Here is a 26,164-nt window from a genome sequence, read left to right on the forward strand (position 1 = left end):
GCTCCGCTCCCGAACAACACGGTTCGGCGGGACGGGCCGCTGGCCGCTCGTGGGATCCGCCCCGCGGCATTCGACGGCCGCCAGTGCCGGGAATGCCGCGAGACCATGGTCGCATCGGACATATCGGGCTTCCTACGTTCAGTTCGTCGTGGCCGAGACGACGACGTTCGCCCAGTCCTGAGGACGCTCAAGCGCGCTGAAATGGCCAGTGTTTGCGAGGGTGATGACCTTCGGCGCAGGCACGCTCCGTTCGACGCCGGCGCGGTCCTCGCGGGAAGACCAGTCGCGATCACCCCAGACGAGCGTGACGGGGGCCTTGATGGCGCCGTAACGCGAACGGGCCGCGACGAAGCTCGGGAGCGCCTTCAGGAGCCGTCGCATGCCCTTCCCGTAATCGCGACGCATGCCCACCCGCGAGATCTCGTCGAGCAGGTCGTCGGGCAGCTTCCGCGGGTCGGCGAAGCCGCCCTTGAGGATGCCGCCGGTGATCGAACGGTTCTCGGTGGCCGCGAAGACCGGGCCTATCAGGGGAGCACGCACGCTCTTGACGATGATGGACGCGAGCAGGTTGGCCCGTTCCAGACCGGGCAGGTAGTCGTAGGTGTTGAAGGCCACGACGCGTTCCACCCCGTCCCCGAGTTCCGCCGCCAGCGAGAGGGACAGCGTGGCACCTATCGACTCGCCGGCCAGGATCGGCCGGCGGAGACCGAGGACCTGCAGGAATTCCTTGAGCTGCGCCCGGAGCGTCGGCTCATCCTTCGGCCGCTCCGGCAGCAGGTCCGACCAACCGAAACCCGGCAGGTCGAGGGCGTAGACGGTGAAGTGCCGCGACAGCAGGGGAATCACGAACTGGAAGATGTCCAGCTGCGTGCGCACGGTGTGCGTCAGGACGAGATCCGGCCCTTCTCCGGACCTGACGTAGCGCATCCGGGTCCCGCCCTTCAGCGTGGCGTAGGCGATGTCACCCGCGTGGAGCCAGCGGCGCGTGTACTTCCGGGCGTCATCCTCGACGGTGTCGAGCGTTACTTGCGACATCACTACGCCTCCCTTCGGCAACCAGATCTTCGCGACCATCCCGCGCTCGTTGAGAGCCCGGCCTCCGGTGCCGCTCAGGGTGGGCAGGACGGCTCCGCCGCTCTCGACCGGTCGGCGAGAGGCGGAAGGCCGGTCCGTGCGCGCAACTCGGCCATCTCCGCTTCGAGCCGTGAGATGCGTCGGTCGTGGATCTCGGCCTCGGTCGTGGCCAGGGCGGCCTCCATCGCCGCGAGCCTTTCCCAAAGGCTTCGCCACGTAGCCGGAGAGCGCAGTTTCTGAACCGTGGACCCGATCATGGCCATGTCCTCGCTTGTCGACTGCGGGCTACGGGGCGGCCGGAACACGCGACGCCTCCAGGTTACCGGGCGTCGCCTACTCGACGTCGGCGGAGCGCAGGTTGAAGCTCGGTGCTTCCCGGCCGTCCTTGGATGCCGCGGAAAGCAGCGAGAGCTGGCCCTCGGCGACCCAGATTCTGTGGCCCACGACCGTCACGCCCGTCGGGCCGGCGAACTGCGCGATGGGTTCGATCCGCGCCTGGTCGCCCGAGACCGTGACGCGGCTCAAGGCGCCGCTGCCCTCGACCATCACGAAGCCGTCACGGAACATGCGCAGCCCGTCCGGAAACTTCAGGGCCCGCGTCGTTCCGAGCCGGGTGACCGGGCCGGCGGCGCCGTTCGTCACGCCGATGCGGAACATCTCCCCGCCCAGGAATGTGTTCACGTAGAGGTTCCGGTCGGCCCCGAATGCAATGCCGTCGAGCCCGTTCTTAAGGGCGTCGTCCTCGACGAAGACCTCGAACGTCGCGGCGCCCGGCTTGAGCCTCAGGATACGCGGCGCCAGCGTGTCGGTGACGTAGAGCGCGCCGTCCCCGTCCAGGGCAAAGTCGTTCGCCAGGGCCTTTCCGCCGGGCAGCCGGACGCTCAGCTTAAGGTCTCCCGACGCAAGATCGAAAGCCTTGACCCACCCGCCTTCGGTAGCGGTTGGCCCGGGCGCGCCGATGGCCGTGGCGTCATTCGACGCGACCCACAGGGTGCCGCGCCGTTCGTCGGCCAGCAGCCCGAACGTCGACCGCGTGCCGTGTTCACCGGGTTTCAGGAAAGGCGTAGCCGTCGCCACGCCGCCCGCGATCCTCAGGATACCCCCGTCGGCGATGCTGCTGACGAAAAGCGTGCCGTCGGCGAGGGACGTCACGCTCTCCGGGAAACGGGCGGTGTCCGGCAGCCGTATTGCCGTCGGCCCATCGGCGGCAGACGCGGGCAAGGCCGCCCAGGCAATCGCCAGCGACAGCGCCGGGATCCCCAGCGCGTGCCGAACCGTCCGAATGCGTAACATGGAACGACCTCTTCGTTCGCCGGGTGGCGGGGCGGTTCGGGTCCAGGGCGCTTCGCAGAAGCCGGTGAGACCAGGCGCAGTCCGGAGTAGGCCAGTCAGGCGGCCTCGACCGCGAGCGCGATGCCCTGTCCCCCGCCGATGCAGAGGGTGACCAGGCCGCGCCGGATGCCGTCGCGACGCATGGAGTGGAGCAGGCGGGTCGTCAGGACCGCGCCGGTAGCGCCGATGGGATGGCCGTGTGCGATGGCGCCACCCTCGACGTTGATGATGTCCTCCGGCAGGCCGAGTTCCTTGGCGACCGCCAGGGGCACGACCGCGAACGCCTCGTTGATCTCGACGCGCTCCACGTCGCCGAGCGACCACCCGGCACGCTCCAGCGCCTGGCGGACGGCGGGCACCGGCCCCAGTCCGAACAGGCCCGGCTCGCAGGCCCCGATGCCGTAGGCCACGAGCCGTCCGAACGCCTCCAGGCCGTTGGCGTCGGCAAAGCCGCGCTCGGCCACGAGCATCGCCGCCGCACCGGAGTTCAGGCCCGGCGCGTTTCCAGCCGTGATCGTCCCGTCCTTGCGGAAGGCGGGCCTCAGCCTCGACAACGTGTCGATTGTGGTCTCCGGCCGCGGCGCCTCGTCGAGGGCGAAGGTCTCCACGCCCTTGCGACCCTTGACCTCGACGGCGACGATCTCGGCGTCGAACGCACCGGCGGACTGGGCTTTCTCGAACCGCGCCTGGGAGCGGGCCGCCCAGGCATCCTGGGCCTCGCGGCCTATCTGGGCGCGCGTCGCCAGGTCCTCGGTGTGCCACCCGGAATGCTCGCCCGAGAAGGCGTCGTTCAGCCCGTCGCTCAGCATGCTGTCGAGGATCTGGGCATGGCCCATGCGATGGCCCCAGCGACCGCCCTCCATCAGGTACGGCGCCCGGTCCATGTTCTCCATGCCGCCCGCGAGCGCGACATCGTGGTGGCCGAGCCGGATCTCGTCGGTGGCCGTCGCGATGGCCTGGGCGCCGGAGCCGCAAACCCGGTTCACCGTGAGGGCCGGCACCGAGACAGGGATGCCCCCGTTCACAGCGGCCTGGCGGGCCGGGTTCATGCGGTTCCCGGCCTGGACGACGTTGCCCATCGTCACGCTTCCGAGCCTACCACCGTCCAGCCCCGAACGGCGTATGGTCTCGCGGATCGCGGTCGCGCCGAGTTCGGTCGCGGCGACGCCTTTCAGGCTCCCGCCATAGGCGCCGATAGCGGTCCGCACGGGATTGCAGAGGACGATGTCACGCATGGTCAGGCCTCCATGTCCGTCGAAAGCGTGGCGTCAACAGATCTTGTACCAGTCGGACACATCCCAGCTTCGGTCTGGCTTAGCTGGGACGCTGGTGTCGGGCGTGTCGACGATGAGGCAGGTCATCGTCGCCTTGGCGCAGGTCTGCCCCTCGGCATCGTCGAGATGCGCTTCAGCGATCATCCGCTGCTCTCCGACGTCGATGATCTTGGCTGTTACTGTCAATTCGCCCGTCGTGGCCTTAACGGGACGCAGGTAGCTGATCCGGGTGTCCAGCGTGGTGTAGGTCCGACGGTCCGGCAGGACGGACTGGAACGCGGATCCGAGCGCCAAGTCGAATAGGGCGGCAACGGTGGTGCCATGGGCCGGCCCGAAGGGCTCGTAGAGATAATCGACGGGCCGTCGGCGCAGCCTCGCGTTGCCCTCGGCGACCGATACGAATTCGATGCCGAGCAGGCTCATCGGGGACGGTGGCAGGATCTCCCCCGTGGCCATGGCGCGGAGCAGGGTCAGTCCTGGCCCTCCACCTCCGAGGCGGCCGGTGCCGCCGCGGGTTTTTGGCGCGTCCGGGGGCATGTCGGCTTCGAGCGCATTTGCGTCAGCGTCTGGCTTGAGATCGTCCATGGGGTGCGAACTCCAGTGCCGTGCCTGAGGTGACGTGGTCGGACCCATCCGGGGCAGTCGCGCCACAATAAATATTATGACCAACATCTATTATGGCAATGGCGGCGCGTCAACCGCCGTGTCGGTTCATCCGCGGATGACTTTCTTTCGGGAGCGTGGTCCCTCGGCCGATGGGCATCCGTCTCAGGACGATGCTCGCGTTCACGCCCCCAAATCCGAAGCCGTTCGAGAGTGCGTAGTCCACGGTTGTCCGCCGCGCCGTCGGACCGATCAGGTCCAGGCCGTCGGCGGCCTCGTCTGGGTCCGTCAGGTTGAGCGTGGGCGGGAGCATGCCCTCGCGCAGCGCCTGCACCGTGATGATGGCCTCCAGGCCGCCGGCCGCGCCGAGGAGATGCCCGGTCGCTGACTTGGTCGAGGAAATCGCCGGGCCGCCTTCGCCGAAGACGGACCTGAGCGCCGCCAGTTCGCCCGCATCACCGACCGAGGTCGCGGTCGCGTGCGCGTTCACGTAGCCGATGGCGGCGGGTTCGAGCCCCGCCATCGCCAGGGCCGTGGTGATCGCCTGCCGGGCGCCGCTCCCGTCCGGCGGGCCGGCGGTGAGGTGGTAGGCGTCCGCGCTGGTGCCGTACCCGACCAGTTCGGCCAGCGGGACGGCACCGCGCGCCCGTGCATGGTCCAAGGTCTCCAGCACGAGGATGCCGGCACCCTCGCCCATGACGAAGCCGTCGCGGCTTCGGTCGAAGGGACGGGAGGCGGCCTCGGGCGTGTCGTTGTAGGCCGTCGAGAGGCTGCGGGCCGCGGCGAAGCCGCCGAGCGCGACCCGGGTGACGCAGGCTTCCGCGCCGCCGCAGACGACGACGTCCGCCTCGCCGCCGCGGATGAGGCGCATTCCGTCCCCGATGGCCTGGACGCTCGCGGCGCAGGCGGTGACGGGCGCGCCGAGCGGCCCCTTGAAGCCGTACCGGATGGAGACGTGGCCGGCGGCCAGGTTGACCAGGAAGGACGGCACGGTGAAGGGAGACAGGCGCTGCGCGCCGCGGGTGCGTACGGTCTCCACCGCGTCGGCGATGCTCTGGAAACCACCGATGCCTGACGCCACGACGGTCGCGGTGCGGATGCGTTCCGACTCGCTGGACGGTGTCCAGCCGGACTGTCGGAGCGCCTGGTCCGCCGCCGCCAGCGTGAACTGGATGAAACGGTCCATCTTGCGGCGGTCCTTCACCGGGATAAGGGCGTCCGGATCGAACCCATCCGGGTCCTCGTCACGGGACGGCACGAGCCCGGCGACCTTCGCGTCGATGTCGGGGACCAGGTCGTCCGGCAGGCGCCGCAGGCCGGACCCGGATGCGACGAGCCTGCGCCACATGCCCTCGACGCTGCATCCGAGGGGGGACACGACGCCCATACCGGTGACCACGATCCGCTCGCGCATGGATATCCTCTCGCCGAGATCGTGCGCGTAGCGGCGCACGGCACAGGCAGGTCCCGACAGAGGCCGGGCACCGGCATTCCTTCAGGCCGTCAGGGACGCGCCGCCGTCAGGCGTGAGCCGGCACGGTCGGCCCGGTCCCGTGGATGTCATGCCGAGACCGAAGTCCGCGCCGCCTCGATGAGCTCGGTCGCCAACGCCTCGTCGTCGACGGCCCGCGCCAGGACGACGGCACCGACGAGCGTCGACAGAGTCGCCAGGGACCGTTGCCTGCGGCGCTCCTTGGCTGCCTTGGGCGTCAGGCCGGCGAGGATGGAGGACATGCGCTCGACCCCCTGGGTGAAACGCGCACGGACGGGGCCGCCCCGCGGCTCCCGCGCGACGTCGTTCGCCAGCGCGGCGAGCGGACAGCCCATGCCGGGTGCCCGGACGTGCCCGAGGGAGAGATAGTTGGCGATGATGGTGTCGACGGTCCCGCGGTTGTCCTCGTCCAGCGCGGTATCGAACGCCTCGGCGGTAAGCGCTTCCTTGTTGGCGAACTGGCCGTAGAACCCCCCATGGGTGAGACCGGCGGACGCCATGATGTCGGCCACGCCGACGCCATTGATGCCGCGCTCCCGGAACAGCAACGCGGCGGCCTCGACGACGCGTCGGCGGTTGAGCTTGGCCTGTTCCTGCGAGACCCTGGGCATTGCTTGATCCTCCGGCGTTCTTCAGTCCAATATAGATGCGAAACGTCATCTAAGAAGGGTCGTCCCTCGTGCGGTGGCCCGCTGCTGCCGAGAAAGGCGAAGCGAACCCGGCACGACAACCGGCCGGCCTGCGTAGGGGGGCTTGGTCGCAGGCCGGCCGGTGCACCGCGCGTTCGGCCGACGAACGCGCGATCCCGGAATGCCCCGTCACCGGGACATCGGTCCGTGTCCCTGGATCAACGCTGCGCCTGAACCGGCATCGCGTCGGATCCAGACGCGACGCCGGTTTCGACGGGCGCCCGGTTGACCCGGAACCAGAGGGCGTAGAGGGCAGGCAGGAACAGCAGCGTCAGGAGGGTGCCCACGCCGACGCCGCCGATGAGGACGTAGGCCAGCGCGCCCCAGAACACCGAATGCGTCAGCGGGATGAAGGCCAGCATCGCCGCCGCCGCCGTGAGGATCACGGGACGCGCGCGCCGCACCGTCGATTCGACGATGGCCTCGTAGTCCGACAGGCCCGCCGCGCGGTCGTGGTGGATCTGGTCCACCAGGATCAGGGTGTTGCGCATCAGGATGCCCGACAGCGCGATCAGGCCGAGGATGGCGTTGAAGCCGAAGGGCTGGTGAAAGACCAGCAGCGTCGGGACGGCGCCCACGAGGCCGAGCGGCGCGGTTGCGAACACCATGAACATGGTGGTGAACGAGCGCACCTGCAGCATGATGACCGTCAGCGTCACGATCAGCATCAGCGGGAAGACCGCGACCAGCGCGTTCATCGCCTTCGCGCTCTCCTCCACTGCGCCGGCCGTGTCGATGCGGTAGCCGGGCGGAAGCTTCGCCTTGATCGCGTCGAGCTCGGGGAAGATTTGCGCGTGGATGTCCGGCGGCTGCTTCCCGTCGAGCACGTCGCCCTGCACGCGGATGTACGTCTCGCGGTTGTAGCGCTTGAGCACCGCGTCCTCGGTGCGGCTCTCCAGGTGCGCCACCTGCGAGACCGGCACCTGGCGCCCGTCATGGGTGGTCAGGGTCAGGTCGCCGATGTCGCCGAGCGAGCGCCGCTCCGGGCCGGGGCTGCGCAGGAGCACGTCGACCGAGCGCAGGTTCTCGCGGACTTGCGTGGCCGGCGTGCCGTTGAGATAGCTCTGCAGTTGCAGGCCGGCCTCCTTGGGCGTCAGGCCGATCAGCCGCAGGCGCTCCTGGTCGAGGACGAGGTGCTGGCTCGGGGTCTTGTCGCCCCAGTCGAGGTGGACGAGGCGCATGTTGGGGTTCGCCATCATGACGTCTCGGACTTGATCAGCGATGCCGCGGATGACGTCGGGATCGGGTCCCATCACGCGGAAGGCGACGGGGAAGCGGATCGGCGGGCCGAATACGATTTGCAGGACGCGCACCCGCGCTTCCGGGAACAGCCCGTCGGCGACGAGCTTGCGCAGCTTGATGCGGAGCGCGTCGCGGGACGCGGCGTCGGAGCTCTGGACGACGATCTGCGCGAAGGCGGGATCCGGCAGTTCGGGGTCGAACGAAAGCACGAAGCGCGGCATGCCCTGGCCGATGTAGCTCGTGATCTCGCGCGCCTCGGGGAGCCCCCGGACGGCCGCCTCGACCTTCTTCACGCTCGCCTCGGTGGTGGCGAAGGCGGAGCCGGTGGGCAGCGTCACCTCGACGATCAGTTCCGGGCGCTCCGAGTTCGGAAAGAATTGCTTCTCGACCTTGCCCATGCCGACGACGGCCGCCGCGAACAGCATCACGGTGATCCCGGCGGCCAGCCATTTGTGGTCGACGGAGCCCCGGACCACGCGGCGCAGGCGCTCGTAGTTCTTCGTGGCGTAGATCGCCTCGTGGCCGCCCTCGACCTTCTTGATGTTGGGCAGGAGCTTGACGCCGAGGTACGGCGTGAAGGTCACCGCCACGATCCACGAGATGATCAGCGAGAAGCCGACTACCCAGAAGATGTTGCCGGCGTACTCGCCCGCCGTGGAGGCGGCGAAGCCGACCGGCAGGAAGCCCGCGATGGTGACGAGCGTGCCGGTGAGCATCGGCGCGGCGGTGGCGCTCCAGGCATGGGTCGCGGCCTCGACGCGGTCGTAGCCCTCCTCCATGCGCACGACCATCATCTCGATGGCGATGATGGCATCGTCCACGAGCAGGCCGAGCGAGATGATCAGGGCGCCGAGCGTGATGCGGTCGAAGTCGCGCCCGGTGAGCATCATGACCACGAACACGGCGGCGAGCGTGATCGGGACCGCGAGCGCGACGACGATGCCGACCCGGAAGCCCAGCGCCACGAGGCTGACCACGATGACCACCGACAGGGCGGTGAAGAACTTGACCATGAACTCGTGGATGGCGTCCTCGATGACCTTCGCCTGGTCGGTGATCTTCGCGAACGTGATGCCGGTCGGCAGTTCGTGGTGGATCGTCACCTCCTCGGCGTTGAGCGCCTCGCCGAGCGCCAGGCCGTTGAAGCCCGGCTTCATCACGAGGCCGAGCATCAGCGCCGGCTCGCCGTCGTTGCGGATCTCGAAGACCTTCGGGTCCTCGTAGCCGCGCTTCACGTCGGCGATGTCGCCGAGCTTGAGGCTGCGGTCGCCGACCGCCACCGGCAGGTTGCGGATCGCGTCGAGGCCGTCGATGGCGCCGTCGAGTCGGAGGTAAACGCGCGGGCCGGCGGTCTCGACGAAGCCGGCCGGCGTCACGTCGTTCTGGTTGGCCAGCGCCGCGAGCAACTGCTGGCCCGTGATGCCGAGCGTCGCCAGGCGCTGATAGGAGATCTCGACGAAGATCTTCTGGGCCTGCTCGCCGAGGATGTTGATCTTCTCGACTCCAGGAACGCGCAGCAGCCGCTGGCGCAGGTCCTCGGCGCGAAGCACGAGGTGCCGGTGCGGCAGGCCCTGCGCCTGGAGGGCGTAGAGGGCGAAATAGACGTCCGAGAACTCGTCGTTGAACAGCGGCCCCATCACGCCCCGTGGCAGGGTGGAGGCCTGGTCGGACAGCTTCTTGCGCGCTTGGTAGAACTGCTCCTGCAGCTTCGCCGGCGGCATGCTGTCCTTGAAGTAGACCTTCATCAGCATGAGCCCGGGACGGACCGTGGTCTCGACGCGGTCGTAGTAGACGAGTTCCTGCAGGCGCTTTTCCAGCGGGTCGGCGACCTGCCGCTGAATCTCCGAGGTGGTCGCGCCGGGCCACGCGGCCGAGACCGACATGGTCTTGACGGTGAAGGCCGGATCCTCGGCGCGGCCGAGCTTCTGGAAGGCGAAGAATCCGGCGGCGGTCACCGCGATGATCAGAAAGAGCGTGACGGCGCGCTCGCGGACCGCCAGGGCGGAGAGATTGAAGCCGGTCATTGGGCGACTCCCGTCAGGCTCGCGGGGGCCTGCCGGACCGCTTGGCCGGCCTTCAGGAGGTGGGCGCCGAGCGACACGATGCGGTCGCCCGGGCTGAGGCCCGCTACGACCTGGGCGCTTTCCTCGGACATGCGGGCGACGGAGACCGCCTGGGCGGTGACCGTCTTGGTGTCGGCGTCGAACTTCCAGACCGCCGAGCCTCGCCCGAGGTCGAACAGGGCCCCGAGGGGTACGTCGACCGATGCCGTGCGCTGTGCATCCAGCGGCTTGAGCCGGAGCGTCACGGTCGCCCCGAGCGGCGCGGTCTCGCCTCCGCCAGAGAGGATGTAGCGGGCGCGATAGGTCCGTGTGGCCGGATCGGCGGTGGCGGAGAGTTCCCGTAGCTTGGCCGGGTAGGTGGTCTCGCCCTCGGCGTAGAGGGTCGCAGATGCTGAGCCCTTCGCGAGCTGCCTGCTGCCCTCCGGCAGGAACACCTCCGCTTCGCGGGCACCGTCGCGGGCGAGCTTGACGACGGTCTGGCCGGCGGCGACGACCTGGCCCGGCTCGGTCGGGACCTCCATCACAACGCCGTCGGCATCGGCCTGGAGCTCGGAATAGCCGGCTTGGTTCGCCACTTGGCTCGCCTGCGCCTCCGCGTTGGCGAACTGGGCGACGGCGGCGTCCGCGGCGGCCTTGTTCTGGTCGTAGGTCTGCTTTGAGGTCCAGCCGTCGCCGACGAGCTTGCGGCTGCGCTCATCGTCGGCCTTGGCCTTGATCATCTGTGCCCGGGCCGCCTCGACCGAGGCCCGCGCCGCGTTGAGCGCCAGGGTGAAGTCCGTCCGGTCGAGGCGCATCAGCGGCTGACCGAGCCGGACGTGATCCCCCGGGTCGACGAGGCGCTCGTAGATCTTGCCGCCGACCCGGAAACCGAGGTTGCTCTCGGTCCGGGCGCGGATGACGCCGGTGTAGCGCGCGATGCCAGCCGCCGCCGGCGCGACCGCGACCGTCTGCACCAGCGGCGGCTCCGGGGGCACTGCGGTCTCGGCCGGCGAGCAGGCTGCCAAAGCCAGCGGGGTCAGAACAAGGAGAGCCCTGGGGTCCATCACACCGCTCCTCTGCGGCCATTTTCGACCGCAACAATCATTATGGTCGACATTTATTTTGATCTGGGACGGACGTCAATGCCGCCGCTGTTCGGATGTCCCGGCCAGGGGTGCCGAAGCGCACGATGTCGGCAGGCGGGCCGGTCGGACACCTCCCCGGATGTCGTGGAATGGCCTAAACGATACAGGCCGCACGGGATTGGCTTGTCGAATAGGGGCAATTGCACATATTGGTTTCGACGGGTGGTTGCCCGGACGCATGATCACGGACGAACGAAGATGATCCAGGAATTGCGTGTCCAACACGTCGAGCACGTCGTAACGCAGTCGTTCGAGACGGTCGTCGCCGCCTTCGAGGACGCTGTGGGGTCAATCGAGGAGGTCGGCTGGCTGGCCCTTCCAGGTGGTGCGCATGACGAGGGCGAGTTCCGGAGCCGGGTCGAGAAGCATCTTGGACCGAGCGGCTTCACCCGCTTCCTCACGCTCGACCACGGAGACTGGCTCAAGCTCTACGGACAAGACGCCAAGGTGGTGATGTACACCCTGGGCAACCCGCTCATCGCCATCACGATGCTGCGCCATGACATCCGGGCCGGCCTCAACGTTCCCGTCCGGCTCGTCATCTACCGGGATGAGGCCTCCGCCACGACGCGCCTCGCGTACGACGTGCCTTCCACGCTGATGGGCAACATCGCGGATGAGGCGTGCCTCGCCGCGGCGCGAGGCCTCGATGCCAAGCTTGCCGCCCTCGCGGAACAGGTGACCGGCACCACGGCGTGAACCCGTCCTCGCTCAAACAGGAGAACGCCATGCGCCTGCTCGTCGTGGGGGCCGGATCGACCGGCGGTTACATCGGGGGCCGGCTCGCCCAAGAGGGCCAGGACGTGACCTTCCTCGTTCGACGGGGCCGCGCCGAACGGCTGCGACGCGACGGCCTCAGGATCGTCAGCCCGCTCGGCGACGCGACCGTCGAGCCGCAACTCGTGACAGCCGACACCCTGGACGAAACCTTCGACGTCGTCCTCTTATCGGTGAAGGGCTTCCAGCTCGATGCGGCGCTCGACGACCTCGGTCCGGCCGTCGGGCCGGACACAATGATCCTACCAGTGCTGAACGGCATGCGGCACATGGAGATCCTGGCTAGGCGCTTCTCGGCCGGGAACTTGGTCGGTTGCGCCCTCAAGATCGCGACCATGCTCGACGACGAGGGGCGCGTGGTGCACCTCAGCCCACTTCAGGATCTCGCCTACGGGGAGCTTGACGGCGGCACGACGCGACGCATCCAGGCGCTGCACGAGCTGATCCGGGCGGGCGGATTCCAGCCACGCCTGTCCCGCGAGATCCGGCGCGAGATGTGGGAGAAGTGGATCCTCCTGGCCACCATCGGCGCCGTGACCTGCCTGATGCGCGGGCCCATCGGGGAAATCGAGGCCGCGCCCGGCGGTCCGGCCTTCGCGCTCGCTGTCCTGGACGAGGCCGTGGCGACCGTCCGGGCCATCGGCACAGGCCCCTCGGAGGCTTTCCTGACTGCGACGCGCGATCAACTGACCGCCAAGGGCTCGCCCCTGACGTCCTCGATGTACCGAGACCTCCTCAATGGACGCCAGGTCGAGGTCGAGAATATCATCGGCGACCTCGTCCGCGCCGCGGCTGGCGCCGGCATCGAGACGCCGCTGCTCGCCGCCGCCTACACGCATCTCTCGGTCTTCCAGAACAGGCTCGGAAACGCCTGAGACGAACCGACCCTGCCTGTTATCCGGCGAAGGCACGCCTAACGGGCCGTACCGGGAAGATCGGTCGTGGTGACCTGGCGCATCAGGTTTTTGAGACCGGCTGCCTCATCCTGCCCGAAGCTGGCCTGGAAGCCTTCCTCGGCGGACTTCCAGAGTGGCTTGGCCAAAGCGAGGAGCGCGCTTCCCTCCGGCGTGAGCGCCACGACCCGTCTTCGGCCATCGCTCGCCGATTGCCGGACGGTCAGAAGTCCGCGCCTGTCCAGTGGTCGCAGGAGATGGCCGAGGGTCGAGCGATCCATGACCAGAAGCGCGGCGAGTTGCTGGACCGACGGCTCGCCGTGGCGGTCGACCTTGGCCAGGATGGAATACTGGTTGAGGCCGAGGCCAATTGGAGCCAGCACGCCGTCATAGAGACGCGTCAGGTGCCGGGCGGCCTGCCTCACGGCGGAGCAACTGCAGGCCTCCGGTGGCAGGTCGTCCATATGTGCTTCTCGCTCCCTTGGCGTCCACGGCCCATTGCCGGCATCGAGATGGCGGCAATTGCCCCTGTTCGCAACGAGGGAATCAAGGTCCGCTCATGTTCGAGCGGAGAGCAATGGCCTCACTGGCGATCCGAGGAAGTAGGCTCTTCGGCTGCCTTCAGGAGCGCGGCGACCGCATGCTTGGCGGACACGAACGGTGAACCGTCGCCGTAAACCTGCGAGAGCAGCAGGGCTCCCTGGAACAGCACGTTGATCTGCTTGCCCACCTCGGCCGGCCTTGAGAGCCCGGCCCGCTCGCAGAGGTCGACGAAGCGTCGCTCGACGTAAAGCGCCGCATGCTTCCCGTGCGCGGCCAATCCGGGGTGCTTGCCGACGAACTCCTGGGCCGCCTTGATGCCCAGGCAGCCGCGCGTCGGGTTCTCGTCGATCATCGCCCTGCGGGCATCGAAGAAGGCCATGATCTGCTGGCGCGGCTGGTCGTTCGAAGCCGCCACGGGATCGAAAAGCTTCCCGACGATGAATTGTCCGTAGTGCTCAAGGACTGCCTCGATGAGGTCGTCCTTGGTCGGGAAATACTTGTATAGCGTACGCTTCGAGATGCCGCTCTCCGAGAGGACGGCATCGACGCCGGTCGCATGGAAACCGCCGTCGTAGAAGCGGTCGAAAGCCTGCCGCACGATCTCCCGTTTTTTTTCCTCGCCCCGCGCGTCGCCCGCCATCGGCACCCCTTTTCGCCTCGCCGTACCATACCGAACGACCTTGACCGGGTAAACCGATCTGTTTACGTGACACCAATGTAAACAGATCGGTTTACACCGCCGCGGGACGGGTCCCGCGTGCGACGCCTATCGGAGGAGATATCATGTCCCTGCAGAACAAGGTGGTCCTGGTCACCGGCGCCAACCGCGGCATCGGTGCGGCCGTCGTCCGCGAGTTCCTCAAGGCGGACGTGGCGAAGGTCTACGCCGCCGCGCGCAGCGTGGCTTCCCTGCCCGACTTCGGCGACCGCCGGGTCGTGCCGCTGCAACTCGACGTGACCAGCGACGCATCCGTCACCGCGGCCGCCGGCACCGCCAGGGACCTCGACATCCTCGTCAACAACGCCGGCACCATGGCGTTCGGCGACTGGATCGCCACCAGCCAGGACGCGGTCGAGGCCGACATGAACGTCAACTACTACGGCACGATGCGGGTCATCCGAGCCTTCCTGCCGCATTTCACCGGCCGTGGATCGGGGACGATTGCCAACGTCGTCAGCGTCGTCGGCCTTGCGCCCGTGCCGCTCCTGGCCGGTTACTCGGCCTCCAAGGCCGCCCTGCAGTCGCTGACCCAAGCGCTACGAGGCACCTTGGCGAAGTCCGGGGTCACCGTCGTCGGGATCTATCCCGGCCCCATCGACACGGACTTGGCCAAGGACATGCCGATGGAGAAGGCGTCGCCCGAACATGCGGCCGCCCACATCGTCCAGGGCCTCGCCGAGGATCAGACCTCGATCTTCCCGGACCCCACGGCGCAGCAGATCGGCCAGCTTTGGTCCCAGACCGGACCGCAGCTCGAAGCCGCGCTGCAGGCCGGTGGCTGACAGACCTCGTCATTTGGCTTTCCGGTGCCTGCGGGCCCGACGCATCGAGGCGGGGGTGGCGACAGTCGCCGCCCTCACTCGGACAGCCGCAGCGTCGCCCACGCATGCGCGTGGACCGAGCGGGTGACATCATGCCGGCTTCATTGCGCTCCGCCGTACCATTCGGGCTGGCGTGCATCGGAAAGAGTGCCGTACGCCGAGGTATCGCGCCGGCGGTAGCCGCCTGTATAGGATGCCGCCGGCCGTCGATATTTCCGTGGCCGGTCGCCTAGCGGACCTCGCGGCATTCCGGTCCTTCATCGCCGCAACCGCGGGTCGTCCTGCGTGACGCGGCTGCGCACCGTGAAGACACCGCCCCCGGACAGGATGGCGCTTCGGGCGAGGAGACGGCCGCCCTGCCAGTTGGACAGCCCGAGCTCGGGCTGGTTAAGGGCATATTGCCCGTCGACCCACCGGGTGAACCCGTCGCCGACAAAGGGCGCGTTCACCGTGTCGTAGAAGCGGCGATGCGCCTCCGGGTACCGGCTGATCAGCGAGGCGGCGAAACGCGGGCTGTGGCGATTGAACAGGGTCACCGCGTGATCGAGATCGTCCACGATCTTCAGGCTGACCTCGGGCGTGTCCTCCCACTCCCATTCGTGGCCAAGATCACCCTCCGATTGGATCTCCGTCAGCGGTTCGGTCTGCTCACCCTCGGCGCGCCGGACCCGGACGGTGGCGGTGCGCCAAGCCTCCGGTAGAACGGTCTCGTCGCCAACGACCACGTGAAGCTTGCATCCGAAGCCGCGCACGCGGCCGGCGGATTCCAGGGCCGCCAGGAAAATCGGCAGCAGGTCCGCCACCCGGGCGCGATGGATGCAGCACACGTTCAGCGTGTTGCAGACCTTCCGGTCCAAGGAAGCTTCCACGGCTGCGGAGAAGCGCTCCGCATCCGCATCGCTGTCGGCGACCATCCACGCACCGCCGGTTCCATGCAGGCTGACCGCCGTGCCGGCTTGTCGGGCGACGCTCCCGAGCTGGGCCACCGCCCGACCCGAGCCGCGTGCCACCGCCAGCGAGAGGCGACGGTCCGCGAAGAGCGCCCAGCCGGTCGACCGTTCCGGGCTCTCGACGAGCGAGATGGCCCCGGGCGGAAGGCCGGCCGCCGCCAGCGCGGGCATGAGGGCGTGCCGCATGATGGCCTGTGCGGTGCCGAGTGCGTCGCTGCCGATGCGGAAGACGGCCGTGTTGCCGCTGCGCAGGACACCTGCGGCATCGGCGAGGACGTTGGGACGCCCCTCGAAGACGAAGCCGACCACGCCGAGCGGTGCCGCCACCTGCTCGACCGTCCAGCCCGCATGGACGATGCGTTCGACGACCCGGCCGCGCGGCGTCTCGCTGTCGCGCCACGCCCGCAGGCCCGCGATCATGTCCTGCCGCATCCGGTCGGTGGCGAGGAGACGGGTCGTCGAACGGCCACTGCCCTGGGCGCGCCCGACATCCTGCCGGTTCGCCTCGGCGATGGCGTGCCAGGCCGAAGGGTCTTCGAGGAGCACGGCGAAACGGTCGAAAAACCGCTCGATGCCTTGATCCGGTATCGCCGACATCTGCATGAAGGCTGCATGCGCCCGGTCCACCGCGGCGGCCGCCATGGCGATCTGGGCCGCGGGGATATGGAGCAGGTCTCCGGTCTCCTGCAGGACCAGTAGGTGGTCGCCAGGTCGGAAGGCCTCCGCGAGTTCCGGTGTGATCACGGTCATGCGGTCGCCGCCGAAAGGCACGGGGGTTCCCGACACAAGGCGCGTGAGGGTGTCCATCTTGGAAGCGGGCATAGGGAAGGGCGGCCTTCGGGATTGACGCTAAGCTCCAGCTACGGCTGGCCGGAGTCGGAAGCAGGAGGTCCGCTGGTTGACGAACCGGCATGATAGGCAGCGCGTCATGTCCTGTGCTGTGCCGGTGGCGGAGCGGTCGTCCGAGCTCGTCCGAGCCACGCCCCGGACGCCAGGGCCCCGGCATTGATGAAAGCAAGGGTGGCAAGGCCAGCGCCGAGAGCGAGGAACAGGCCGTCCAGCCCGTAGCCGAATTGCAGGGCCAGCAGGCCCCCGCCGAGCGCGACGGTGACGCGTAGCAAGCCTGCAACCAGCGGCCACCCCACCTGTCCGGCCCCCTGGGCGGCGAAGTAGAGGGCGAGCCCCACGCCGAAGAGGCCGTAGAAGGGCCCGACAACACGAAGATAGAGCGCACCGACCGCGAGCATGCCGCTATCCTGGTCGAACAGGCGCAGCCAGGCCTCGGGCCGTAGCGCGGCGCCGAGCCCGATGGCTTCCGCAAGGAGGCCGGCGATCACCGCCCCCGTCCAGGCCACCTGCCGGGCGCGGGCCATATCGCCCGCCCCCACCGCGGTTCCGACCATCGCGGCAAGCGGCGCCCCCAGGCCGAACACCATGGGCACGAGGAGGTACTCCAACCGCGCCCCCGTGCCGTACCCGGCGACCGCCGCCGGCCCGGCCACGCCCACGAGGCCGGTCGCCGTGGCGATGGTCACGTTCGTGGTGGCGCTGACGACGGCCGAGACGGCGCCGATCCGGAGGATCGACGCCAGCGCGGCCCGGGAAAGGGCCGGCGGCCGGACCGGAGGATGCAGGACCCCGCGGCCGGACCAAAGGTAAGCGGCGAAGACGACGATCCCGGCCACGTAGTAGGCCAGGACGGCGACCGCTCCGCCGACCACGCCGAGTTGCGGCAGAGGCCCGATGCCGAAGATCAAGGCGGGGGAGAGCGGGATGAGGGCGACCGTGCCCGCGCACATCACCCCGGCCGGGAGCAGCATGTTGCCGGTGCCCCGGATCACGGCGGCCAGCGCGTTGAACAGCCAGAGCAGCACGGCGCCCGCGAAGACCACGTCCGAATAGGCCAGCGCGGCCACGAGCGAGGCGCCGCTTCCTCCCATGGCGGCATAGAGTTGCGGGCCGGCTAGCAGGGCCGCGACGGTGGTAAGCGCACCGAGCCCGACCGAGATCGCCACCGCGTGCCAGACCAGACCGTTCGCCTCCGCCAGCCGACCGCCGCCGAGCGCCCGCGAGACGGCCGAGAGCACGCCACCCCCGACCGCACCGGCCGAGACCATCTGGATCAGCATCAGCATCGGGAAGACGAGGGCCATGCCGGCCAGGGCATCGGTGCCGAGGCGGGCGATGAAGTAGGTCTCGATCAGGCCCGTCGAGGCCTGGGCGGTGGTCATCAGGACGTTGGGTCCCGCGAGGCGCAGCAAGGTCCCGAGGACCGAGCCCCTTAGCAGGCGTTCCGTGCGGGCATCCCGTGGGGACGGCCCGCTCCCGAGGCCGGGCGGGTCGAGATCGAGCGCCGAGACCGCCGGCCGGGCGGGACGAGCGGCCGTCACGAGACTCGCGTCCGGGCCGCCACGACCGGTTCGGTCGCCGGGGGCGGCAGGTCGATCAGCAGGCAGGTGGTGCTCGCCGTGGCGCAGAGTCGTCCCGCCCCGTCGGAGAGCCGCGCCTCGGCCACCGCCTGCCGGCGTCCGGCATGGACGACCTCTCCCACCGCCGTGAGCGGGCCGGACGCGGCCGTGACCGCGCGCAGGTAGTTCACCTTGATCTCCAGCGTGGTGTAGCCCCGGCCCAGGGGCAGCGTCGCATGCACGGCGCAACCCATCACGCTGTCGAGGAGCGACGCGAGCGCGCCGCCGTGGACGGAGCCCAGCGGGTTGTAGAGGTACTCGCCCGGCCCCATCCGCATCGTCACCCGGCCGAGCTCCGCCGAGACGAGGTCGATGCCGAGCAGGGCGATCAGCGGCGGAGGCGGAGCGTCCCCCGCCATCATCGCCCGCAGGAAGGCAAGGCCGTCGAGGCCCTGGCCTGCCTTCGCCACGAGGGCAGGGTCGGACCATTCCACGACGCGGCGGCGGGCCGGTGCGGTATCGAGGGCGGCATCAGTGGGCATCGGCGACGGGTCCTTTCGGCGGTCCGACCCTGCGCATCAGCGGTACGAGGGCGGTGGCGAGGGCGAAGCAGCCGGCGATGACCACGAAGGCATCGGCATAGGTCATCGTCTGAGCCTCGCGGTAGGTCAGCGACCAGAGCTGGCGCAGGGCTGCGGCGTGCCCGTGGGCCGGGTCACCGGCGAAGCCGTTCGCCATCCGCGCCTCCATGCCATGCAGACTCGCGAGCATCGCCGGATTCGCCGAATTGAGGTGCTCGGCGAGCCGCAGGAAGTGCAGGTTCGTGCGGTCGTTGAGGATTGTCGCGCAGGCCGCGATGCCGATGGCGCCGCCGAGGTTGCGCATCAGGTTGAACAGGCCGGAGGCGAGTTTCAGCTTCGCCGGGGCGAGACCGCCCAGCGTCAGCGTCACCGTCGGCGCCACGGCGAATTGCTGCGCGAAGCCCCGCATCGCCTGCGGCCATAGCAACTCGCGCCAGCCCCATTCATGGGTGATCGGCGTGAACGACCACATGCTCAGGCCGAACAGGCCGAGCCCGAACATCATCAGCCAGCGCAGGTCGATGCGCCGGGCGAGAATCGCGTAGACCGGGATCGCCATCACCTGGAACACGCCGGTCGAGAACACCGCGAGCCCGATCTGCAGGGCCGAGAAGCCGCGCACCCGGCCGAGGAACAGCGGCGTCAGGTAAATCGTGGCGAAGATGCCGATGCCGGTGACGAAGGAGAACAGGCAGCCTAGGGCGAAGTTGCGGCTCCTGAGGGCCGTCAGGTCGACGATCGGGTGCGCGTAGGTCAGGCTGCGCCAGAGGAAGCCGATGCCGGCAAGCCCCGAGATCCACGCCGTCGTGCGGACAGTGGCGTCCTCGGTCCAGTTCCACCGGGGGCCTTCCTCCAAGGTGTATTCGAGGCAGCCCAGGAATAGCGCCATGAGCGCGATGCCGAGCCAGTCGGCGGTCTTGATGAGGGCTGGTTCGGGCTCGTCCACCCGCACCATCACCGGCACGACGACGGCGACGAAGATCCCCGGCACGAGGTTCACGAAGAACAGCCAGTGCCAAGAATAGTTGTCGGTGATCCAGCCGCCCACCGTCGGCCCCAGGGTCGGGGCCAGCGAGGAGAGCGCACCGATGGTCGCGGCGGCCACCACCATCTTCTTGCCGGGGAAGAACGCGAAGGCCGTGGTGAACACGGTCGGGATCATCGAGCCGCCGAGGAAGCCCTGGAGCGCCCGGAAGGCGATCATGCTCTCGATGTCCCAGGCCCAGCCGCAGAGCAGGCTGGTGGCGGTGAAGCCGGCGGCCGAGACGCAGAACAGCCAGCGGGTCGACATCACCCGGGCGAGGAAGCCCGAGAGCGGGATCACGATGATCTCGGCGATCAGGTAGCTCGTCTGCACCCAGGCAACCTCGTCCGGGCTCGCCGAGAGCCCACCACCGATCTCCTTCAGGGAGGCCGAGACGATCTGGATGTCGAGGAGCGCGATGAAGAAGCCGACGCACATCACCGCGAAGGCAAAGACCTTGCGACCCTCGCTCAGCTCTGCACGGCCGTCGATGCTCACCGGCCGAGCGCTCCGACCACGACCGCAGCACTAGCGTCGGGGATGTCGGACCGGGGCGATCCGCCCCGGCGGTCGACCGAGGCGGTCACCGACAGACCGGGGCGCAGGCGGCCGAGGCGTCCCCCATCGCCGTCGAGGCGGATACGCACTGGCACCCGCTGGACGATCTTGGTGAAGTTGCCTGTGGCGTTCTCGGGCGGCAGCACACTGAACTGCGCGCCGGTAGCCGGAGCGAGGCTTTCGACATGGCCGGTGAAGGTCTCGTCCGGTAGCACGTCCGCGACGATGCCGACGCTCTGGCCGGGACGCATCTGCGCGAGCTGGCTTTCCTTGAAGTTCGCGTCGACCCAGAGGCCGTCCGCCGGCACGAGGGCGATGAGCCCGGCGCCGGTCGTTGCGTAAGAGCCCGCCCGAGCGCTGCGGTTGCCGACCACGCCGTCGGTCGGCGCGCGGATCTCGGTGTATCCGAGATTCAGCCGGGCGGCGTCGCGCTCGGCCACGGCCTGCGCCCGGGCTGCGTCGGCCTGCCGGCTCTGCGTGTCGATGACGGCGATCCGTCGCTCGGCGGCATCGAGGCTGGCCCGAGCCTTGGCGACGGCGGAGGTCGCCTTCTTGTCGTCGGCATCCGCCTGCTGGAAGCGCTGCTCGGATGCGTAGCTCTTGGCCGAAAGCTCGCGATAGCGGTCGACGTCGAAGCGAGTGCGGGCCGCCTCGGCCTCTGCCCCTGCGAGTTCGGCACGGTTCTGCGCGATCACCGCCGCCTGCAGACGCCTTGTGGCGGCGAGGTTGAGGAGCGTGGCGTCCTGACCCTCCACCGACGCCTCAGCCTTCGCCAGGGCCGCGCGGTAATCCCGGTCGTCGAGGCGGATGAGAAGGTCTCCGGCTGCGACGCGCTGGTTGTCCCTCACCAGCACCTCGGCCACGATGCCCGGGACACGGGGGGCGATCACCGTCACGTCGCCGCCGACATAGGCGTCGTCGGTGCTCTCGATGAACCGGCCGGTTTCCCACCAGTACCGGCCGTACAGTCCACCACCGGCCAGCGCCAGAAGCGCGATACCGCAGAACGCTGCCCGCTTGCGCGACAGGCGTCGCCTCGGTGCCACGAGATACTCCTCGCCATCGCCCTTCACGAACGCATCGGCTGTCGCGGCGTCGCCCATTCCCGTAGCTCCCGCTGTCAGATCGAGGTGTTGGGCTCGAAGCGGCGCCGCAGCCTTTCGCTGGCGGCCGGGCCCGCCGCCACGCGCACACCCTCTTCGAGGGGGCGGCCGGTACGCCGGTCCACCACGACGGGATCGACGGGCAGGCCGGTGGCCGGATCGGTCAGGATCACGCTCTCGCCTTCGGGTGCGAGGTGGCGGTTGCCCCAGGCGAACAGGGTCCAGAGCACCGGCCGGAAATCGCGGCCCTTCTCCGTCAGGACGTATTCGTACCGGGCCGGTCGCTCCTGGTAGGGCCGCCGCTCCAAAAGACCCGCTTCGCACAGGGCCTTGAGCCGGCGGGTCAGCATGTTCGGCGCGATCCCGAGGCTCTGCGCGAATTGGTCGAACCGGGTTAGCCCGTAGAAGGCGTCCCGGAGGATGAGAATGCTCCACCACTCGCCGACGCGGTCCAGGGATCGGGCGACGGGACAGGGCATCTGATCGAAGGGCGTGCGTTGCATCGGCCTAACATGGCCGAGTCACTTGCATCATGCAAGTCAAGATGTCTGGGAGGAAAGGGCGTTTCGGTCTATGTTCATGCGGAGGAGCGATGCCGCTTTCGGCGTCGAACCGAGCGAAGTCCAGGTGCATTGCGATCCGCACCGCCTCAAGCGCCTGCCGATGACCGGCATGGGAAGGGGCAGGATTGTCACGTCCCCGCGGCGGTCGAAATTGTTTCTCGCATCGCCAGCAGCCAGCTACATCACGGGGGCGTTGCTGCTGGCCGGTGACGGCGCATCCGCGTAGGCGTGCGAGCGAAATCATCTTCGCCTGCGCCGTCAATTTTATGGAGGTTAGTCAAGTGCGCCTAAGTGGCGACCCGCCTCCTTCTGAGATGCAGGCATCCCTTGTTCAATCCGAAGGGTTCTACTTGGAAGATCTCTCGACACCCTGTGAGCGATTGGCATGGGCACGATGCTGGAGCCGGATCTCGGGTGCCACGTGTAGGCGCCGATACTCGGCGGGCGTCGTGCCGACCCGCCGCATGAAGGCCCGCCGTAGCGTATCGGCATCCCGGAAGCCGCAGGCGCCTGCAACCTGCTTCAGTGAGACCTCGCCGGTTTCAAGGAGGCGGCGAACCGCCTCGATCCGCACCGTCTCGACGTAAGCCGCCGGAGTCATGCCGGTCTCTGCCCGGAACACGCGCGCGAAGTGACGGGGGCTCATGCCGGTCCGGCTGGCCAGCCGGTCGACACCATGATCCTCGGCGGGATGTGCCGCCACCCAGCGTTGGGCTTCCTGCAGCGCCGAGCGGCCGGACGACGCGCTCATGCCGCGACGGCTGAACTGCATCTGGCCACCGCCGCGCTTGAAGAACATGACGAGTTGGGCCGCCACCCGACGGGCGACCTCGGCCCCGAGATCCTCCTCTACGAGCGCCAAGGCGAGATCGAGCCCGGCCGTGACGCCGGCAGCCGTTCGAAGCGGGCCATCGAACAGGCAGATGGCGTCCACCTCGACTCGCGCCGCCGGGAAGCGTGCGGCCAGCATCTCCGCGACCGCCCAGTGTGTCGTCACCCGTCGGCCGTCGAGAAGGCCGGCTTGCCCGAGCAGGAACGCTCCGCTGCAGACCGAGCCGTAGCGCCGGCAGCGCCCGGCCGCGTTCCGGAGCCACGCGAGCAACTCGGGGGCGACCTGAGCCTCATGCATCCGAGGGGCGCCAGCCACCAGCAGAGTGTCGAAGAACGGGCTCGCATCGTCGGGGGCGACGTGGTCCGGCAACAGACGCCGTCCCGAGGAGGTGGTGATCGGGCCCGGTGCCGTCCCGACCACGGCGAGGGCATAGACCTCCCGGTCGCATTGGGCATTCGCCTCGGCGAAGACGTCGAGTGGGCCGGCGACGTCGAGGAGCTGGACGTCGGGCAGGGCGAGGAGGGCGACTGGTCGGGACGTCATGAGGACCGGTGTCCGACGATGCACGTATGTTGGCAGAAATCGTCGTAACACGGCGATTGATGCCAGACATGGCCTCTCGTAGCTCAGGACGACACGCAGCACAAAGGAGCCCGTCCATGAGCATCGTCCAGGAAGCCGCCATCCCCGACAGCAAGCTCGCCCGTGCGGTCACGGAGTTCGTCCGGGACACCGAGACGGAGTTGCTCTTCAACCATTCGAGCCGGGTCTACCAGTTCGGCGCCCTCGCCGGCGCGCACCGCGGCCTGGCCTTCGACCGTGAGCTCCTCTACGCCGGCGCCATGTTCCACGACGTCGGCCTGATGCCGGGTCACGGCAGCGCGGCGGAGCGCTTCGAGGTGGACGGAGCCAACGCCGCCCGCGACTTTCTCAAGGCGCACGGCGTGCCCGAGGCGGACGTCTACACCGTCTGGACCGCCATCGCGCTGCACACCACGCCCGGCATTCCTGTCCACATGCACCCGGTGGTGGCGCTCGTGACGGCCGGCGTCGAGATGGACGTGCTCGGCCTGACGTACGGCGAGTACACGGACGCCGAGCGCGAGGCGGTCGTGTCAGCCTTTCCCCGCACCCCGGACTTCAAGGAGGACATCATCCAGGCCTTCTACGACGGCATCAAGCACAAGCCGGACACCACCTTCGGCAACGTCAAGGCCGACGTGATCGCCGACAAGGAGCCGGGCTTCCGCAAGGGCAACTTCTGCAGCGTGATCCGCGCCTCGCGCTGGCCCGGCGGGACGCATGCACCGGGATGCGGCTGCGGCCAGCATGACTGAGCGTCGCCGGCCGGCCCCCGGGCTTGTGGCCGGCCCCGTCGACCGGTCGAACCCGTGGATGGCCTGCCGGGTGGGGATGACGACGGACGCCAGGACCGCCACGGTCGGGTTCGTCACCCCCCGGAAATCGCAGCCGCCGGACATCGTCGGACCTGCCGACGCGTTCGCGCGGGCTCCCGGGTGGGGTGAGCCGGAGGGAACGGATCAGACCGCTTCTTCCCCGTGCGAGCTCCCCGCCTCCAGCCCCATGCGGACCATGACCTCCCTCAGCCAGCGATGGGCGGGATCGCGGTCATAGGAAGCGTGCCACAGCATCGAGATGACGATCTCCTCGGTGGGCACCGGCACCGGGCTCGTCGCCAAGCCGAGCTGGGCCGCGAAGGTCGTGGCCAGTTCGTCGGCCATCGTGGCGATCAAGGGCGCGGCCTGGACGTGGAACGGCACGGTGGCGAAGCGCGGCGTCGTCGCCGCCAGCCTCCGCGCCCGGCCTACCTTGGCGAGCGCCGTGTCCACCACCCCCGGACCGACGCCGGTCAGGTACGTCAGGATGTGCGGGAACCGGACGAAGTCGTCGAGCGACAGCGGACCGCTCACGCCGAGCAGCCGGGGGTTGAACAGGCTCAGGAAGCCGAAGCGATAGAGCGGCCGAACCTTATGGTGGACCTGGCCCTCGGAGATCATGCCGACGGCCACGTCGATCCTGTCGGCGTCGAGGTCCCCCAGCACGCTGCCGTAATCGAGGCCGACCAGGTGCAGGCGGATGCCTGGCGCCTCGTGCGCGAGGAACGCAAGCAGGCGCGGGATGAGCCGCACCTCGACGCTGCCGGGGATGGCGAGCGTGAAGGACCGCTCCACCGTCGAAGGGTCGAAGTCGTCCTCCCGGAGGACGATGCCCTGGAACTGGCGCAGGGCGGCTCGGACCGGCTCGACGAGGGCGAGCGAGCGCGGCGTCGGGCGCATGCCGTCAGGCGTCCGGGTCAGGAGCTCGTCGCCGAGGAGCCTTCGTAGGCGCGCGAGGCTGCTGCTCATGGCCGACTGCGTGATGCCGACCTTCGCGGCGGCGCGCGTGACGCTGCTCTCGGTCAGGAGCGCATCCAGCGCCACGACCAGGTTCAGGTCGATGCCGGCGAGGTCACGGTGCTTGATCGTCATGGCTCGGCCCGCTCGTCATTCCCGATCAGATCCCCGACGGCCCGACGGTGCAGGATCCGGCAAGCGAAGCCGTGAGGCGCCCTGACGGAATGAGACGACGACAGGGCGGGCGTAGATGTACCATCATTCACGGCGTGAATGATGGCTATCGGTCACATCTGTTTGATGAATACGACTTTGGGCTGCATCTTCTCCTCGAACGACGGGTTCCCGTCACGCCGAGAGGATCGAAAGATGACCCACCGTACCATCACCCTCACCGCCGCCCTGACGATGACCGTTGCGGCCCTCCTGCCGGCCGCAGGGTCGGAGGCGACCCTCGGCACCGCCGCGCACGGCGCCTTCTCCGTCCCCGCCGTCATCGGCGCGGCCTACCACACGCCGGGTCTCGCGCTCAGCGCCGCCGACGTGCGTGCGCAGGGCGGTCTCCTCGTGCCGGCACTTACGCGCTGGCAGGGGGCGCGGCCGACAACCGCCTCCGTCGAGCCCTTCAAGGCGCCCGGCACCATCACCGTTGCCTACCGGAACCGGAACGTGGCGACGGATGCCGCGCAGGTCCTCAAGCAGGGCGGCTTCGCGACCGCGGGCGTCGTCCGGTGGCTGCCCACCGCGCCTGTCACGGTCGAGGCCAACGCGGGCACGGTTAAGCTCGGGTCGCTTGAGCCCATGAACTGAGCGGACAGCCTGACAGGCCAGGGACTGGCAATCGCGGCCTGCGACGCAGGCCGCCCACTCTTCGAAGTTCGAGGATGGAATCACGACCGGTCAGCTCACTTCGACCACGGTCACGGTCGAGCACACGGCCGGCTGGGCGCTTCTGTGCTTCGACGGAAGGTCGCCCGAGGCAGGTGCTTCGCTGCTAGACGCCATCGAGGCCGTGACGCCCTGGCCTTGGGTGCGGCCGCGCCTAGGGCGTCTCTGCAAACTCATGTGAGCCAGAGCATGGTCATGCCGAGGGTGACCATGGCGAGGTAGTTGGCAGCCCGCTTCTCGTAGCGGGTGGCGATG

23 protein-coding genes are annotated in these 26,164 nt (G+C 68.9%); 5 read left to right on the plus strand and 18 right to left on the minus strand.

Annotated features, from left to right (window positions below; translation table 11 throughout):
- Positions 1–138 precede the first annotated feature (138 nt).
- From ASG32_RS18975 to ASG32_RS19015, 8 genes are all read right to left on the minus strand, one after another.
- Positions 139–1,035: an alpha/beta hydrolase gene (locus ASG32_RS18975; RefSeq protein WP_082557955.1), complete on the minus strand. Its 897-nt coding sequence runs from the start codon at positions 1,033–1,035 to the stop codon at positions 139–141.
- Positions 1,036–1,407: 372 nt separating this feature from the next.
- Positions 1,408–2,367 (minus strand): hypothetical protein, encoded by a 960-nt coding sequence (locus ASG32_RS35175; RefSeq protein ID WP_056529383.1) that lies wholly within the window; start codon positions 2,365–2,367, stop codon positions 1,408–1,410.
- 95 nt (positions 2,368–2,462) lie between these two features.
- On the minus strand, positions 2,463–3,641 hold the full coding sequence (locus tag ASG32_RS18990) for an acetyl-CoA C-acyltransferase (RefSeq protein WP_244492046.1): 1,179 nt from the start codon (positions 3,639–3,641) through the stop codon (positions 2,463–2,465).
- Between the two features lie 33 nt (positions 3,642–3,674).
- Complete coding sequence (locus tag ASG32_RS18995) at positions 3,675–4,265, minus strand: PaaI family thioesterase (protein ID WP_157862020.1); 591 nt, start codon at positions 4,263–4,265, stop codon at positions 3,675–3,677.
- A 109-nt stretch (positions 4,266–4,374) separates the two neighbouring features.
- Positions 4,375–5,697 carry a beta-ketoacyl-ACP synthase II gene (gene fabF / locus ASG32_RS19000; protein ID WP_082557952.1) on the minus strand — a complete coding sequence of 441 codons (1,323 nt, stop codon included), beginning with the start codon at positions 5,695–5,697 and terminating at the stop codon, positions 4,375–4,377.
- A gap of 146 nt (positions 5,698–5,843) precedes the next feature.
- A complete protein-coding gene (locus ASG32_RS19005; protein WP_056529391.1) occupies positions 5,844–6,386 on the minus strand; it encodes a TetR family transcriptional regulator in 543 nt (180 codons plus the stop codon).
- Between the two features lie 236 nt (positions 6,387–6,622).
- Positions 6,623–9,730, minus strand: coding sequence for an efflux RND transporter permease subunit (locus ASG32_RS19010; RefSeq protein ID WP_056529394.1), 3,108 nt, complete (start codon positions 9,728–9,730; stop codon positions 6,623–6,625).
- Entirely contained in the window at positions 9,727–10,812 is a 1,086-nt protein-coding gene (locus ASG32_RS19015) for an efflux RND transporter periplasmic adaptor subunit (RefSeq protein WP_056529397.1), read from the minus strand. Before ASG32_RS19015 ends, ASG32_RS19010 begins: the two co-directional genes overlap by 4 nt.
- Positions 10,813–11,091: 279 nt before the next feature.
- Here ASG32_RS19015 and ASG32_RS19020 point away from each other — a divergent pair, with 279 nt between their 5' ends.
- Positions 11,092–11,592 carry a DUF302 domain-containing protein gene (locus tag ASG32_RS19020; protein ID WP_056529400.1) on the plus strand — a complete coding sequence of 167 codons (501 nt, stop codon included), beginning with the start codon at positions 11,092–11,094 and terminating at the stop codon, positions 11,590–11,592.
- Between the two features lie 29 nt (positions 11,593–11,621).
- Positions 11,622–12,545 (plus strand): ketopantoate reductase family protein, encoded by a 924-nt coding sequence (locus ASG32_RS19025; RefSeq protein WP_056529402.1) that lies wholly within the window; start codon positions 11,622–11,624, stop codon positions 12,543–12,545.
- Positions 12,546–12,583: 38 nt separating this feature from the next.
- Here the strand turns inward: ASG32_RS19025 and ASG32_RS19030 are convergent, their stop codons facing one another.
- Positions 12,584–13,027: a MarR family winged helix-turn-helix transcriptional regulator gene (locus tag ASG32_RS19030; protein ID WP_056529405.1), complete on the minus strand. Its 444-nt coding sequence runs from the start codon at positions 13,025–13,027 to the stop codon at positions 12,584–12,586.
- 119 nt (positions 13,028–13,146) lie between these two features.
- A complete protein-coding gene (locus ASG32_RS19035; RefSeq protein ID WP_056529407.1) occupies positions 13,147–13,746 on the minus strand; it encodes a TetR/AcrR family transcriptional regulator in 600 nt (199 codons plus the stop codon).
- 143 nt (positions 13,747–13,889) lie between these two features.
- Here ASG32_RS19035 and ASG32_RS19040 point away from each other — a divergent pair, with 143 nt between their 5' ends.
- Positions 13,890–14,609, plus strand: a complete 720-nt coding sequence (locus ASG32_RS19040) for an SDR family oxidoreductase (protein WP_056529409.1) — start codon at positions 13,890–13,892, stop codon at positions 14,607–14,609.
- A 296-nt stretch (positions 14,610–14,905) separates the two neighbouring features.
- Here ASG32_RS19040 and ASG32_RS19045 read toward each other — a convergent pair whose 3' ends face one another.
- From ASG32_RS19045 to ASG32_RS19080, 7 genes are all read right to left on the minus strand, one after another.
- Positions 14,906–16,420, minus strand: a complete 1,515-nt coding sequence (locus ASG32_RS19045) for an aldehyde dehydrogenase family protein (protein ID WP_348271895.1) — start codon at positions 16,418–16,420, stop codon at positions 14,906–14,908.
- Positions 16,421–16,524: 104 nt separating this feature from the next.
- Entirely contained in the window at positions 16,525–17,859 is a 1,335-nt protein-coding gene (locus tag ASG32_RS19050; protein ID WP_082557954.1) for an MATE family efflux transporter, read from the minus strand.
- A gap of 125 nt (positions 17,860–17,984) precedes the next feature.
- Positions 17,985–18,548 carry a PaaI family thioesterase gene (locus ASG32_RS19055; protein ID WP_056529415.1) on the minus strand — a complete coding sequence of 188 codons (564 nt, stop codon included), beginning with the start codon at positions 18,546–18,548 and terminating at the stop codon, positions 17,985–17,987.
- Positions 18,538–20,109 carry a DHA2 family efflux MFS transporter permease subunit gene (locus tag ASG32_RS19060; protein WP_056529418.1) on the minus strand — a complete coding sequence of 524 codons (1,572 nt, stop codon included), beginning with the start codon at positions 20,107–20,109 and terminating at the stop codon, positions 18,538–18,540. The genes ASG32_RS19055 and ASG32_RS19060 overlap by 11 nt, the downstream gene beginning before the upstream one ends.
- Positions 20,106–21,272 carry an HlyD family secretion protein gene (locus ASG32_RS19065; RefSeq protein ID WP_056529421.1) on the minus strand — a complete coding sequence of 389 codons (1,167 nt, stop codon included), beginning with the start codon at positions 21,270–21,272 and terminating at the stop codon, positions 20,106–20,108. The genes ASG32_RS19060 and ASG32_RS19065 overlap by 4 nt, the downstream gene beginning before the upstream one ends.
- Positions 21,273–21,289: 17 nt before the next feature.
- Positions 21,290–21,775 (minus strand): helix-turn-helix domain-containing protein, encoded by a 486-nt coding sequence (locus ASG32_RS19070; protein ID WP_056529424.1) that lies wholly within the window; start codon positions 21,773–21,775, stop codon positions 21,290–21,292.
- Between the two features lie 406 nt (positions 21,776–22,181).
- A complete protein-coding gene (locus ASG32_RS19080) occupies positions 22,182–23,210 on the minus strand; it encodes a GlxA family transcriptional regulator (RefSeq protein WP_056529430.1) in 1,029 nt (342 codons plus the stop codon).
- A 116-nt stretch (positions 23,211–23,326) separates the two neighbouring features.
- Between ASG32_RS19080 and ASG32_RS19085 the strand changes: the two genes are divergently transcribed.
- Positions 23,327–24,004 carry an HD domain-containing protein gene (locus tag ASG32_RS19085; protein ID WP_056529433.1) on the plus strand — a complete coding sequence of 226 codons (678 nt, stop codon included), beginning with the start codon at positions 23,327–23,329 and terminating at the stop codon, positions 24,002–24,004.
- 204 nt (positions 24,005–24,208) lie between these two features.
- Here the strand turns inward: ASG32_RS19085 and ASG32_RS19090 are convergent, their stop codons facing one another.
- Entirely contained in the window at positions 24,209–25,156 is a 948-nt protein-coding gene (locus tag ASG32_RS19090; RefSeq protein WP_056529436.1) for a LysR family transcriptional regulator, read from the minus strand.
- A gap of 234 nt (positions 25,157–25,390) precedes the next feature.
- Here ASG32_RS19090 and ASG32_RS19095 point away from each other — a divergent pair, with 234 nt between their 5' ends.
- Positions 25,391–25,831: a hypothetical protein gene (locus ASG32_RS19095; protein WP_056529439.1), complete on the plus strand. Its 441-nt coding sequence runs from the start codon at positions 25,391–25,393 to the stop codon at positions 25,829–25,831.
- The last annotated feature ends 333 nt before the right edge of the window (positions 25,832–26,164 follow it).

The sequence above is a fragment of the Methylobacterium sp. Leaf361 genome (assembly GCF_001424445.1).
GTDB lineage: Bacteria > Pseudomonadota > Alphaproteobacteria > Rhizobiales > Beijerinckiaceae > Methylobacterium.